Annotated in this window: 12 protein-coding genes; 6 read left to right on the forward strand and 6 right to left on the reverse strand. The window is 67.3% G+C overall.

Annotated elements, in window-relative coordinates:
* Positions 1–8 precede the first annotated feature (8 nt).
* Positions 9–1,070, reverse strand: coding sequence for an alanine racemase (gene alr, locus ToN1_RS13975; RefSeq protein WP_169207192.1), 1,062 nt, complete (start codon positions 1,068–1,070; stop codon positions 9–11).
* Positions 1,067–2,368, reverse strand: a complete 1,302-nt coding sequence (locus tag ToN1_RS13980) for a D-amino acid dehydrogenase (RefSeq protein ID WP_169207193.1) — start codon at positions 2,366–2,368, stop codon at positions 1,067–1,069. Before ToN1_RS13980 ends, alr begins: the two co-directional genes overlap by 4 nt.
* 134 nt (positions 2,369–2,502) lie before the next feature.
* Here ToN1_RS13980 and ToN1_RS13985 point away from each other — a divergent pair, with 134 nt between their 5' ends.
* Entirely contained in the window at positions 2,503–2,967 is a 465-nt protein-coding gene (locus ToN1_RS13985) for a winged helix-turn-helix transcriptional regulator (protein ID WP_169207194.1), read from the forward strand.
* A gap of 6 nt (positions 2,968–2,973) precedes the next feature.
* Here the strand turns inward: ToN1_RS13985 and ToN1_RS13990 are convergent, their stop codons facing one another.
* Positions 2,974–3,699 (reverse strand): hypothetical protein, encoded by a 726-nt coding sequence (locus ToN1_RS13990; RefSeq protein ID WP_169207195.1) that lies wholly within the window; start codon positions 3,697–3,699, stop codon positions 2,974–2,976.
* Between the two features lie 4 nt (positions 3,700–3,703).
* Positions 3,704–4,021, reverse strand: a complete 318-nt coding sequence (locus ToN1_RS13995; RefSeq protein ID WP_169207196.1) for a hypothetical protein — start codon at positions 4,019–4,021, stop codon at positions 3,704–3,706.
* 399 nt (positions 4,022–4,420) lie between these two features.
* Here ToN1_RS13995 and ToN1_RS14000 point away from each other — a divergent pair, with 399 nt between their 5' ends.
* From ToN1_RS14000 to ToN1_RS14015, 4 genes are all read left to right on the forward strand, one after another.
* On the forward strand, positions 4,421–5,599 hold the full coding sequence (locus tag ToN1_RS14000; protein WP_169207197.1) for a porin: 1,179 nt from the start codon (positions 4,421–4,423) through the stop codon (positions 5,597–5,599).
* 146 nt (positions 5,600–5,745) lie between these two features.
* On the forward strand, positions 5,746–6,150 hold the full coding sequence (locus ToN1_RS14005; RefSeq protein WP_169207198.1) for a tellurite resistance TerB family protein: 405 nt from the start codon (positions 5,746–5,748) through the stop codon (positions 6,148–6,150).
* 138 nt (positions 6,151–6,288) lie between these two features.
* Positions 6,289–8,715, forward strand: coding sequence for a putative bifunctional diguanylate cyclase/phosphodiesterase (locus ToN1_RS14010; RefSeq protein ID WP_169207199.1), 2,427 nt, complete (start codon positions 6,289–6,291; stop codon positions 8,713–8,715).
* A gap of 125 nt (positions 8,716–8,840) precedes the next feature.
* The gene (locus ToN1_RS14015; RefSeq protein ID WP_169207200.1) at positions 8,841–10,487 is read left to right on the forward strand and encodes a sulfatase-like hydrolase/transferase; all 1,647 of its coding nucleotides are present in this window, start codon (positions 8,841–8,843) and stop codon (positions 10,485–10,487) included.
* A 134-nt stretch (positions 10,488–10,621) separates the two neighbouring features.
* On the opposite strand, the gene dmeF is transcribed toward ToN1_RS14015, so the two are convergent.
* On the reverse strand, positions 10,622–11,614 hold the full coding sequence (gene dmeF / locus ToN1_RS14020; protein WP_169207201.1) for a CDF family Co(II)/Ni(II) efflux transporter DmeF: 993 nt from the start codon (positions 11,612–11,614) through the stop codon (positions 10,622–10,624).
* A 27-nt stretch (positions 11,615–11,641) separates the two neighbouring features.
* Positions 11,642–11,959: a cupin domain-containing protein gene (locus tag ToN1_RS14025; protein WP_169207202.1), complete on the reverse strand. Its 318-nt coding sequence runs from the start codon at positions 11,957–11,959 to the stop codon at positions 11,642–11,644.
* Positions 11,960–12,061: 102 nt separating this feature from the next.
* On the opposite strand from ToN1_RS14025, the gene ToN1_RS14030 reads away from it, so the two are divergent.
* Positions 12,062–12,790 carry a hypothetical protein gene (locus tag ToN1_RS14030; RefSeq protein WP_169207203.1) on the forward strand — a complete coding sequence of 243 codons (729 nt, stop codon included), beginning with the start codon at positions 12,062–12,064 and terminating at the stop codon, positions 12,788–12,790.
* Positions 12,791–12,958 lie beyond the last annotated feature (168 nt).

Here is a 12,958-nt window from a genome sequence, read left to right on the forward strand (position 1 = left end):
CGACGTTGTTAGTCCGTGTATTCGAAGCGCACGCGCTTGACGTTGCACAGCAGTTCGTAGGAGATGGTGTTCGCGGCTTCGGCGATGCGGTTTACGGGGACGTTGTTGCCCCACAGTTCGACGCGGCTGCCCAGCTTCGCGTCGGGCAGGTCCGTGAGGTCGACGGTGAGCATGTCCATCGATACGCGACCGATCAGGCGCGTGCGGATGCCATCGACGGCGACGGGGGTGCCGTCCGGCACGGTGCGCGGATAGCCGTCGGCGTAGCCCATCGCGACCAGGCCCACGCGTGTGTCGCGCTCGGCGTGGAAGCGGGCGCCGTAACCGAGCGGTGCCCCCTCGGGGATCTCGCGGATCGCCATGACGGCGCTCTCGAGCGTCATCACCGGGCGCAGGCTGTTGGGCTCGCCGGGCATGGGGTCGGCACCGTACAGCAGGATGCCCGGGCGCGCCCAGTCACGGTGCGCATCGGGCCAGCCGAGGATGGCGCCGGAATTGGAGAGGCTGCGCGGGCCCGGCAGGTCGCGGGTGGCAGCGTCGAAGGCGGCGACCTGCTCGGGCGTCGACAGAATGTGGGGCTCGTCGGCACGCGCGAAGTGGGTCATCAGCGTGATGCTGCCGACCCGACCGTTATCCTTTAGGCGCTGCCACGCGGCACGCAGCTCGTGCGGCATGAAGCCGGCGCGGTTCATGCCGCTGTTGACCTTGAGCCACACGTCGAGCGGCAGCGCCGGCTTGGCGTGGTCGATGATGCGGATCTGCTCGGCGTGGTGCACGACCATCCACAGGTCGTGGCGCACGACTTCGTCGAGTTCGGCGGCGTCGAAGATGCCTTCGAGCAGCAGGATGGGCTGGTCGATGCCGGCCGCACGCAGTTCCAGCGCTTCCTCGAGGAAGGCGACGGCGAAGCCGTCGACCTCGGGGGCGAGGGCGCGCGCGCAGGCGACGGCGCCGTGGCCGTAGGCGTTGGCCTTGACGACGGCGAGTGCCCGGCCGCCGTGGCGGCCGCGGGCGAGGCGGTAGTTGTGACGCAGGGCGTCGAGATCGATCAGGGCGCGGGCGGGTCTCATGCGGCGGGGGAGAGGTTAAGGCCTTGCGAGCGGGAAGCCGCTACTTTGCCATAACGCGCGAGTCCCAGATCGGAATGACGGATCGCCGGCTGGCGGCCGGTGACGAGATCGGCCACCAATTGCCCGGAGCCGCAGGCCATGGTCCAACCCAGCGTGCCGTGGCCGGTGTTGAGGTAGAGCTGCGGATAGGCGGTTTCGCCGACGATGGGCGTGCCGTCCGGCGTCATCGGGCGCAGGCCGGTCCAGAATTCGGCCGCGGGGATGTTGCCGCCGCCGGGGAAGAGGTCGCCCACGACCATCTCCAGCGTCTCGCGGCGGCGCGGGTTGAGCGCGAGGTCGAAGCCCGCGAGCTCGGCCATGCCGCCGACGCGGATGCGGTCGTCGAAGCGGGTGATGGCGATCTTGTAGGTCTCGTCTAGCACGGTCGACACCGGCGCCTTGGCGGCGTCGACGAGCGGCACGGTGAGCGAGTAGCCCTTCACCGGATACACCGGCAGGTGGAGGCCCAGCGGCTTGAGCATCTGGCGCGAGTAGCTGCCGAGCGCGAGCACGTAGCGGTCGGCTGCGAGCACCTCGTCGCCGACCCTCACGCCGATGACATCTCCGCCGCCCACCAGCACTTCGCGGATGTCCTGGCCGAAGCGGAACTCGACGCCCAAAGCGCGCGCCTTCTCGGCGAGCCGCGAGGTGAACAGCTGGCAGTCGCCGGTCTCGTCATTGGGCAGGCGGAGGCCGCCGGCGAGCTTGCCGCGCACCGCGGCGAGCGCCGGTTCGGCGCCGGCGAGGGCGTCGCGGTCGAGCATCTCGAAGGGCACGCCGCATTCCTGCAACACTTCGATGTCGCGCGCGGCGGCGTCGACCTGGGCCTGGCTGCGGAAGAGCTGCAACGTGCCGCGCGTGCGTTCCTCGTAGGTGAGGCCGGTGTCGGCACGCAGGTCGCGCAGGACGTCGCGGCTGTACTCGGACAGGCGCATCATGCGTTCCTTGTTCACGGCGTAGCGGGCGGCAGAACAGTTCTTCAGCATCTCGGCCATCCAGCGCAGCTGGAACAGGCTGCCGTCGGCGCGGATCGCGAGCGGCGCGTGGCGCTGGAACAGCCACTTCATCGCCTTCAGCGGGATGCCGGGCGCGGCCCACGGGGTTGAGTAGCCGGGCGAGACCTGGCCGGCGTTGGCGTAGCTGGTCTCGAGCGCCGGGCCGGGCTGGCGGTCGATGACCGTGACCTGGGCGCCGCTGCGGGCGAGGTAGTACGCAGTGGTGGTGCCGACGACGCCGCTACCGAGGACGAGAACGCGCATGACTGACTCCGTGACTTTCGTTGCATTGAATATCGCCAGTCTAGTGATGGTTTGGTAGTGAAATTCACTCGAATATATGCGTACGCTAGTGATTAACCGTATATTTGGAGGGTGTTTTCCTCTGGATTAGTGAAATGCGCGAACTCGACCGCATCGACCGTCGCATCCTCGATCTGCTGCAGAAGGATGGCCGGATTTCCATGACCGATCTGGCGGCGAAGATCGGCCTCTCGGCGACCCCCTGCACCGAGCGCGTGCGGCGCCTGGAGCGCGAGGGCGTGATCACCGGCTACCACGCGCACGTGAATCCGCATGCGCTGGGCAAGAACCTGCTGGTGTTCGTCGAGATCAAGCTGTCGGCGAAGTCGGGCGAGGTGTTCGACCGCGTGAAGAAGGAGCTGAGCTTCGTGCCCGAGGTGATGGAGTGCCACCTCGTGTCGGGCGATTTCGACTATCTGGTGAAGGCGCGCATCACCGAGATGGGCGAGTACCGGCGCCTGCTCGGCAACATCCTGCTCAAGCTGCCGTCGGCGGCGGAGTCGCGCAGCTACGTGGTGATGGAGGAACTGAAGGAGACGCTGTACGTCCCGCCCGAATGAGCGGCGTCAGATCAGGCCGGGGATGTCGGGGCGGAACAGGCTGTCGGCGATCGGAGCGTCATATTCGACCGATTCGATGACCGAGCGGCCGATGTAACGGCCCATCGCGTAGTGGTGTTCGACGGCGGCATAAAGGCGACCGTTCGCGGTGCGAAAGTCCTCGTACACGGTACCGAAAACCATCTCGCTGCCGCCCGGGTGGGTAAGGATGCCGCGCGAGCGCAGGATGCGGCCGGACTCGGGATCGACTTCGGCGATCATGCGCAGCTTGTCACCGAGCGGCATTTCGACGAAGTGCAGGCGCACGTCGCCGAGGCGTTGCTCGCCGCCGTCGCGCAGCTGCTCGCGCGCCGCGAGCAGGTTCCACGGCAGGGCGACGCGCGCTGCCTGCAGGATGAGCGCGCCGCGGAAGGTTTCGCTCATCGGCTTGCTGCTTTGCCAGGCCGTCGGTCCGTCGATGATGCGCGTCTCGACGCCGGACCGATAGTGGATCTCGATGCGAAAGCGCTCGGCGCCCCGGTAGGCGCGCAGCAGGGCGCCTTCGCCACGGCTGTGCGAGAGCGTGCGCCCGCGCTGCAGGATGGTATTCGGCGGAGTGACGGTGCCATAGGCGCGCTCGATGCGCTCGAGCAGCGGGCCAAGATCCTCCGCGCCTGCTGCGCCGGCGAAGGCCAGCACCGCCGCGGCGAGAAGCAGCCGCAGCCAGGACGCAGGGGCGGGCCGGCGGGACATTGTCCTATTCCTTTTTCCAGCGGTCGTGACCGATGAATTCTTCCCAATCGAGGAAGCCGTCGCGGTTCTTGTCTTGCTGGTCGAAATTGTCGCTCAGGTAGGTGAAACGGCCCGTGACTTCCTCACGCGAGAGCTTGCCGTCCTTGTCGGCGTCGGCGCCGTCGAAGCGTTCGATGGCCTTCTGGCGCGCGGCGCGGCCCACGTCGCCGAGGTGGTCGTTGCGGTCGAGCGAGGGAATGCGCGACTGGGCCGCCGCGCTCAGGGGGACGGCCAGCGCGAGCGCGAGCAGGGCGGCGGCGAGGGACTGTGCAGGGGAATTCATGATCGGCTTGAGGCTGGGAGGCTGCGCCGGCGCGAGGGCGTGCCGGCGTGTCGTAAGGATGTTCCGCCAAATTGCGGATGCTGGCAATGACGAACGGGCCCATGTCCTCGCATGGCGCGGGCGCGGGTGTTCCACCCTGCAACAACTGTATCGCCGGCGACCGGCGCGCTGTGTCAAAGCGGATCAGATGTGTACGGCGATATGGGGGTGAAGCGTAGCGAAAATCGCTAAAAATGCGGTCAAAGTGCAGCAATCCGGACTTGGCCCGGAGTTTGCGAAGTGCGCCCAGGCCCGCCCACCGGCGCGGCTGCACGCACCGGTTGGCGCCCTTCGGGACAGGGGCGCGGGGGCGGAACGCAAACAAACAAGGCAGCAAAACCAAAGGCCAAGGAGGAAAACATGACAATTCGTGCGAAATCGGGTGTGCTGAAGCGGACGGCGATGGCGGGCGCGCTGTGCGCGCTGGGGCTGGGGCAGGCCCAGGCGGTGAGCTTCTCGCAGGGCGACTCGACGATCGACATCAACGGCACGATCAACGGCTTCTATTCGCACCGTACCGCCGAGTCGGGCGGCGTCAAGACGCGCGAATCGGCGCTCACCAACGGCCTGCTGCCGGGCTGGATCAACTTCGTGTTCACGACCAAGGTCGAAGGGCTGGACATCAAGGCGCACGTGGGTTTTGCGCCCGGCATCAACGACAAGTCGGACGTGGTCGGCCTGCCGAGCAACCCGGGCTGCGGCGGCGCGACCGGCTGTGACAGCCCCTTCTCCCAGATCGACACGCGCAACCTGTACTTCCAGTTCGGCGCGTCGGACTGGGGCACGATCAAGCTGGGCCGAGACATCGGCCTCTTCGGCCAGAAGATCATCCTTTCGGACATGACGCTGCTGGGCCTCGGTGGCAACAGCTACGCGGCGACGCCGTTCAACACCACCTTCGGCATGATCGGCCACGGCTACATGTATACCGGCTTCCAGCCGCAGATCACCTACACGACGCCGACGATGGGCGGCTTCTCGGCCTCGGCCGGCATCTTCGACCCGAACAAGTTCGCCGGCGACGAGACCAAGGATCCGGGCTTCCAGGCGATGCTGAACTACGACTGGAAGGCGGGCACGAGCACCACCGGGTCGCTGTGGGCGGGCTACGTCCACCAGGGCACGAGCGGCGACGGCAGCTTCGACGCCAACGGCTACGAGCTCGGCGCGAAGATCGGTATCGGCAACTTCGAGGCGGTGGCCTACGGCTTCGACGCGAAGGGGCTGGGGCTGTCCACGGTGGGCGCGCTGTATTTCTCGCCCTTCGAGAAGACTAAGGGCAAGGGCTACTTCGTGCAGGGCACCTACAAATTCGGCAAGACCAAGGTGGGCCTGAACTACGGCGAGAACCGCGACAGCAGCGGCCTGCTGACCGAGACCAACAAGTTCCGCTCGGCCACGCTCGGCGTGTATCACAGCCTGAACAAGTACATCACGCTGGTGGCCGAGTACAACCGCGAGAAGGGCACCGGGGCGGAGATGTTCCCGGGCGACCTGAAGACCCGCACGATCTCGCTGGGCGGCATCCTGTTCTTCTGAGCGGCGGGAACGGCACGGCCGGCGGCGCCCGCGCGGGGCCGCCGGCCTCCGCGCGCGGAGCGGGGCCCGCGGAAACCATTCCTTGCAGCATGCGGTCATAGGCGCGTTATCCTTCAGCATTCCACGCGCACCCTGGGCTCTTGCCGATGACCGACCCGAACTACGAGGCGCAACGCGCCGTTGCCACCGAGCTGGTGGCACTCACCCTGCTTGCGGACGGTGTGCTCGCCAGCCGCGAACTCGAGGCGCTCGACCGCCTCGGCATTCCCGAACTGCTGGGCGTCGAGCGCGACACCCTGATCCAGGCCATCATCGACCACTGTCGCGGCCTGCTGCAGCGACCCGAACGCGTCGACCCGGTGCGCATGCTCGACATCGAGCGTTTCGAGACGATGCTCGACCGCATCACCGACCCCGCCCTGCGCGAGATGGTGTGCCGCGCGATGCTGGTGCTGGCGAAGGCCGATGGCGTGATCTGCCTGCCCGAGCAGACCCTGCTGCGCGACGCCATGACGCGCTGGGGCATCCCGCTCGAGCAATTGCGCGATTGATGCTTCCGCGGCGATGCGGATCGCGTCGCGGAAGCGCTGGGGGGCGCTTCCCGCGCGGACGATTGGTCGTATGATGGGCTGCAGCCCCGCTGCGTGCCTCGCAGGCATGGGTCCGCAGGCCGGCAGGGCGGGAAAAACATGTTCAGACTGACCCGTTATTTTTCGATCGCGAGCGGGATCGCCTTGCTGGTGCTTTCGCTGCTGTTCCTGTGGGGATACCGCAGCAGCGAGATCGCCGAGCGCACGGAGATTTCCGGCGCACGCAACGAACTGCTCGCACGCACGGTCGCCAACGCGATCTGGCCGGAGTTCGGCGCCGCGTTGATGGAGTCGGAAGGGCGCGACGCCCTCGCGCTGCGCGAGCGCGTGCTCACCGCGCGCTTGCGGGAACGGGTCCGCGAATTGTCGGCCGGCGTGCCGGTGATCAAGATCAAGGTATACGACCTGAACGGCACGGCGGTGTTTTCCACCGTGGTGCGCGAGATCGGCGAGGACAAGAGCGCCAATCCCGGGTTTCTCTCGGCGCGCAGCGGCGTGACGATGAGCGAGCTCGTCTATCGCGGCCGCATGAGCGCGACCGAAGGCGAGATCGAGAACGTGAACGTGGTGTCGAGCTACATCCCCATCCGGCCCGATCCGGACGGGCAGGTGAAGGCGGTGTTCGAGCTCTATACCGACGTCTCCGGCGACATCCGCGAGATCGACCGCGATTCGTGGTGGCTGCTGCTCGCGATCGTGCTGGGATTCGGCGCCCTCTACGCGGTACTGCTGCTGGTCGTCGGCCGCGCCGACCGCATCCTGCGCCGGCAGTACGGGGCGCTGCGCGAGAACGAAGCCAGCATGCGCGCGCAGAACGAGGCGCTGGAGGCCGCCAACCGGCGCCTGCACATGGCGGCGAGCGTGTTCGAGCGCAGCATCGAGGGCATCGTCATCACCGACCCCGAACAGCGCGTCGTCGAGGTGAACCGCGCGTTTACCGAGATCACCGGCTACACGCCGGAAGAGGCGATCGGAGGGACGCCGCGCCTGCTGTCGTCGGGCTGGCACAACGAGGCTTTCTATCACGAGATGTGGAAAGCGGTGAACGAGCGCGGGTACTGGCAGGGCGAAGTCACCAACCGACGCAAGAGCGGCGAGATCTACCGCCAGTGGCTGACCCTGTGCGCCGACTACAACGACCGGCAGGAGCTCGTGTGCTACATCGGGATGTTCTACGACATCACCGAGAAGCGCCTGAGCGAGGAGCGCATCGCCCGCCTGGCCTACTACGATGCGTTGACCGGGCTCGCCAACCGACGCCTGTTCGAGGACCGGCTGGAGAACGCCGTGCTGCTCGCGCGGCGGCAGAATTCCAGCCTCGCGGTGCTGTTCATCGACCTCGACCGTTTCAAGCCGGTGAATGACAGCCTCGGCCACAAGGCCGGCGACGCGCTGCTCAAGCAGGTGGCCGCGCGCCTGAGCGGAATCGTGCGCGACTGCGACACCACGGCGCGCCTGGGGGGCGATGAATTCGGGGTGCTGCTCGCGGGTGACTCGGTAGATCGGCGGCAGGTCACCGCCGCGGTCGCGCAGCGCATCCTCGACGCGCTGTCCACGCCCTTCCTCATCGAAGGACGCGAAATTGCGACCGGGGCCAGCATCGGCATCAGCTTCTACCCGGAAGATGGCAGCACGCCCGAAGTGCTCACCAAGCATGCCGACGTCGCGATGTATCAGGCGAAGCGCGCCGGGCGCAACCGCTACCGCTTCTTCCTGCCGTCGATGAACGAGGGCGCGCTGGAGCGCCTGGGGATGGAGGAGGACCTGCGTCATGCGCTGGAGCGCGGCGAGTTCGAGCTGCACTTCCAGCTCAAGGTCGATACCACCAGCGGCAACATGACCGGTGCCGAGGTGCTGCTGCGCTGGCGTCGGCCCTCACGCGGCCTGGTGCCGCCGGCGGAATTCATCCCGATCGCCGAGGAGACCGGACTGATCGTCGACATCGGCGCCTGGGTGCTGGAGCAGGCCTGCCGCAAGGTGGTCGAGTGGGGCGAACGCCTGCCGGCGGGTTTCCGCCTTGGGGTGAACCTCTCGATGCGGCAGTTGCAGGGCGACATCGACGAGGCCATGCGTGACGCGCTCGCGGCGACCGGCGCCGACCCGGCGCGCATCGAGCTCGAACTCACGGAGAGCATGCTGATGGAAGACACCGAACGCGCGATCGGGCTGATGGACAGGCTCTCCGCGCAGGGCGTGCAGCTCGCGCTGGACGACTTCGGCACCGGCTATTCCTCGCTGTATTACCTGAAACGCTTCCCGATTCACCGCCTGAAGATCGACCGCTCCTTCGTCAGCGAGTTGCCGCACGACCGCAGCTGCGCCGCGATCGTGCAGGCGACGATCGCGCTTGCGCGCAGCCTCGGGCTGGAAGTGATCGCGGAAGGGGTGGAGACGACCGATCAGCGCGACTTCCTGCGCGATGCGGGTTGCCCGGAATGCCAGGGCTATCTGTTCGGTTCGCCGGTGCCTGCGGAGGCCTTCGCGGCCCTGCTCGAGGGGCGGCGCCAGCAGATCGGAGCGTCGTGAGCGGTCGCGCAAACTTGCGCTGGCCGCGCCAGTCTACGTCAGGGGCGTTGCGGTAATATTGCGCACCTTCCGGAGCACGCGGCGCCGCCGCACGGAAGTCCGCCCGCCGGAGAGTCGTCCCGTAAATGCGTGTCCGAAAACTGCTCAAACCTCTGGCGATTCTCGTCGGCTGCCTGCTTTATGCCGTGCCGGACTGGCTGACCGACGAGTTCGGCTCGGTAACCATCGACCAGGTGCTCTACCACCTGCGTTTCGGCACCGAAGGCCTGATGACCAGCGACCCGGAGCTGACCCGCCGCTTCCTGTGGCGTGCCCTGGCGCTGCCGGTGGCGCTGGCGATGGTGCTGTGGGGGCTGGACGAATGGTTCGAGCACCTGCGCGCGCATCCGGAGAAGTGGCCGGTGCCGTGGCTGCGCCGCGGCTGGTACTGGTTGCGTGTCGGGATGCGCCGTTTCTCTCGCGCGTTGCTGCGTTTCATGCGCCACGGCGTGCCGCGGGCGATCCCGCTGGTCGTGCTCGGCGCGGGCGTCGCCTTCTTCATCGACAGCTTCTCGCTGGCGCGCTACGTGCGGGCCTACTTCGGCGAGGACTATTTCGCCGGCTCCTACGTCGACCCGAGCCGCGTGTCCGTCAAGCGCGGCAAGGAGCAGCCGAAGAACCTGGTGCTGATCTACGTCGAGAGCCTGGAGTCCACGTATTCCGACACCAACCTGTTCGGGCGCGACCTGCTGCACCGGCTCAACGCCTACAAGGGCAAGCCGCGCGTGGTGTCCTTCGACGACTACCGCGAGATGATGGGCGCGCACTTCACGATCGCCGGCATCGTCGCGACGCAGTGCGGGTTGCCGCTGAAGTCGGTGGCGCTGTTCGGCGGCAACGCCCAGGGCGAACAGGTCGAGAGCTTCCTGCCGCGTGCGCGCTGCCTCGGCGACATCCTCGCAAGCAACGGCTACACCAACGTCTTTCTCAACGGTTCCAGCCTCGCCTTCGCCGGCGTGGGCAAGTTCTTCAAGGACCATCACTACAGCAAGGTGATGGGGCGCGAGGAATGGGTGAGCGAGGGCGAAAGGCCCGAGCTGATGAGCGGCTGGGGCCTGTACGACGACGATCTCTTCCGCCATGCGCGCGGCGAGCTCGATCGACTGATGAAGTCGCGCAAGCCCTTTAACCTCACGGTCCTCACGATCGACACGCACCATCCCTATGGCCACCTGTCGTCGACCTGCGAGCGCCAGGGGTACCAGGACTTCGAGGGCATCGTCGAATGCACCGCGGGACAGGTTGCGGACTTCATCGAGTACATCAACAAGAAAGGCTGGTCCGACCGCATCGCCGTCGTGGTGCAGGGCGACCATCTCGCGATGGGCAACACCTCGTACGACAAACTGGTGAAGAATCCCAGCCGGCGCGTGTACAACCTGATGATCGGCGCGGACAAGAAACTCGTGAAGAACACCGACGAGGTCACGCACTTCGACATGCTGCCGACGATGCTGAGGATGCTCGGCTTCGAGGTCGAGGGCGAGCGCGCCGGCCTCGGCTACGCGGCGATCGGCCCGGCCAACGTGTCGCGCCCGCCCGACCGCATCGCGAAGATGACCGAGCAGCTGATGAACTACAGCGCGACCTACCGCGCGCTGTGGGACCTGCCGGTGATCGAACCCGCCGCCACCGGCGCCGGGACCGCCGATGTGGTGGTGACGCCGGTGCCGGTGCCGCCCCGTCCGCCCGCGCGCACGACCGTGCAGCGCGACATCGTGCACGACCGCTGAGCGGTCGATCCGGCGGACGGATACATCCGTTCGCCCTGAGCCCTTCGAGGCCGCTCAGGACAGGTTTGTCGAAGGGTGAGGGCGGGGCTGCGACAGGCCCGCCCGAACGGAAGTCCTGACGAAGCTGCGCCGCCTCAGGCGGCGTCCTGCGGGCGATTCACCTCGACCGAGATGTGGATCAGCTCCTCGTGCGGGGCGAGTGCGCGCTTGATCGCGGTGGGCGTGATTGCGGGGTCGCCCGTGAGCACGCTGACGATCGCGGCGAAGCGATTGCGCCCGACGCGCCACACGTGCAGGTCCACGAGGCGCGGGGCCTCGGGCCAGTGCGGGTGGCTGGCGAGCGCGTGGCGGATCTCCGCGACCACCGGGTGGTCCATCTCGCGATCGAGCAGCACGCGGCCGGTGTCGCGCAGCAGCCCGTGCGACCAGCGTGCGACCAGCACCGCGCCGACGATGCCCATTGCCGGATCGAGCCAGTTCCAGCCGTACAGCATGCCGCCGAGCAGGGCGACGATCGCCAGCACCGAGGTCGCGGCGTCCACGACGACATGCAGGTAGGCGGCGCGCAGGTTCAGGTCGTGATGGTGGTGCCCGTGCCCGTCATGGACGTGGTGGTGCCCGCCGTGGTCGTGATCGTGATGCGCGTGACCATGCCCGCCGTGCGAATGCTCGCCGGCGTGATTGAGGATCAGCGCGCACACGACGTTCACCACCAGACCGACCACCGCGACCGTGATCGCCTCCGGGAAGCGGATATCCAGCGGCGCGAGCAGGCGCTCGACCGAGCCGATGACCATCGCGATCGCGACGCCGACGAGGAAGATGGCGCTCGCGAAGCCGGCGAGGATCTCGATCTTCCAGGTGCCGAAGGCGAAGCGCGGGTCGTCGGCGTAGCGTCGTGCGGCGGCGTAGGCCAAGGCCGAGAGGCCGATCGCGAGCGCGTGCGAACTCATGTGCCAGCCGTCGGCGAGCAGCGCCATCGAGTTGAACCACCAGCCGGCGGCGATCTCGACCACCATCGTGATCGCCGTGATCAGCAGTACCAGGCGCGTGCCGCGTTCGCCCGCCGCGTTGCCGTCGTGGAAGCGGTGGTTGGGAGTCCAGTATTGCGGGGAATCGGGAGACATGGGGCGCCGACGGTGATCGTTATGTCATCAGTCTACATGCACGGCCAGCCACACGGTGCCTTCGCCGGTCGATTCGACGCGGTGGCGGCGATGCGGGGGGATCGTGAGCCAGTCGCCCGCGCGCATCGCGCGCCGCTCGCCGTCCGCGAACGCGATCACCGCCTCGCCCTGCACGACCATCACCCATTCGGCCTGAGCCTGGTCGTACCAGAAGCCGGGCGGGCTGGCGTGGCAGTGCGAGACGATGCGCTCGACGCGCGTGTCGGCGCGCGTGAACAGGGTGTCGAAGCGTTCGTCGCCGCCGGATGGCGGCAAGTCGTTGAGCACGTTTCCGTGGTCGGGCATGGGGTGGACTGCGCTTCGCATGTCGGCGTGTTCATGTCGGCACCCTTGCCCCCGCTGTCGCAATGTTGGAGGCGCAGGGTTCGGGCCGAAGGGGTCTCTGTGATGACTGCCCCCGTACGATACCGTCGAATCGGGCTCTTCGCAGCATTCGCGCCGGCAGTCGACACGATTGCCGATCCGGCGCCGCGCCTCATTGCCTTGTGTGGGGGCTTCACGCCCGTCTACGTGCTTACACGTAGACGGGCGCGCAGTCTCGCGAATTCCCTCGGCTGGCGCCTGAATCTATGCTTTTGCGATCGAAAAATGATTGATCGGCATATGCAATATTCAGATCATGCGCCATTCGCCATGACGAACTGGCGGGCCGCGGCGATCGTCTCCGCCGCCCGCCGCTGGCGGTTCGCCGGCACACTGCTGCTGGCGCTGCCGGCTGCCGCCGCGCATGCGGGGGCGCCCGCGGGAGCCCCTGTCGGCTGGATTTGCTGGTACGGGAAAGGGACGACCGTCTCCTGTCGGCTGGAGGCGCAGGACGCGCTCGCGCCTGCGGTTGCCAATCCGCCGTCCGCGGAGCCGGACGTCGGCGCCTTGCTGTCGCAGGGCAAGCGTCCCTTGCCCCAGATCGCTCGCACCATCCTGCGGGAACCCGCGCAGCTCGAGGGGAAAACGATTTCGATTCCGTTATTTACCGAATCGCACGACATGGATTTCGTGCAAGAACTTGCCGAAGCCGTGATGTGCGGGACGCGCAGGCTGTGCCGCGTGCGCTTTCTCCGTTCGCCGAGCGATATCGCCCTGGCGCTCGATGCCGCGGACGATCCCGCGGTCAACTGAGCAGGAGCGGCTGCCGCCGGGGGGCGCGACGTTGCGTCGCAACAACTCATCGCGCGGTCGTCACTTTTCCGCTTAATCGAATACGTTGTGGGCGGTAGTGTCGATTCGGGCAGGCTGTTTTATGATGCGGCGTGATTGTAACCAAATGCGATCATCGCCCGGGATCTC

Origin of the sequence: Aromatoleum petrolei (assembly GCF_017894385.1) — a bacterium.
Taxonomy (GTDB): domain Bacteria; phylum Pseudomonadota; class Gammaproteobacteria; order Burkholderiales; family Rhodocyclaceae; genus Aromatoleum; species Aromatoleum petrolei.